The sequence below is a fragment of the Metasolibacillus meyeri genome, from assembly GCF_003049505.1.
Taxonomy (GTDB): domain Bacteria; phylum Bacillota; class Bacilli; order Bacillales_A; family Planococcaceae; genus Metasolibacillus; species Metasolibacillus meyeri.
The window spans coordinates 1-412 of record NZ_PYWN01000258.1; the positions used below are offsets into that span (position 1 = coordinate 1).

The following is a 412-nucleotide window of genomic DNA, read 5'->3' on the forward strand; positions in this document are numbered from 1 at the left end:
ACAGTATATAAACGGTGGGGAAATTCTATTTAACCAAGAATACTCAAAAGAAAATAGTTTATCACTTGAAATTATAAATGCGCTTAAAAATAAAGTAGCCGCAGAGAATGCTGATGAAATAAAAGTGTTAAATGTTGAAACCCTTATCTTTCCTATTATTATTTGGGCTAGTGAAATATTGGGATCTTACTTATCAAAAAAATTATTTACTCTTGGAACTCAAAAATTTTGCAATAATTTAGAAAATACTAATTATATCACTAAGCTAGTTTGCGATGAATTAAATCTCTAAATTTACTTTTACTTTAGAGCTGAATATTTAAAATTTTTAAAAAGGGAGCTGTAAAATTGATGAATAAAACAATAACTGTATTTTATAGTGATCACTGCATATATTGTACTAATTTAATAA

Annotated in this window: 1 protein-coding gene; it reads left to right on the top strand. The window is 25.2% G+C overall.

Going from position 1 to position 412, the window contains the following annotated elements; translation table 11 throughout:
- On the top strand, positions 1–292 hold a 292-nt coding region (locus C9J34_RS22260; RefSeq protein ID WP_202973695.1), incomplete at its 5' end, for a hypothetical protein.
- Positions 293–412: the final 120 nt, after the last annotated feature.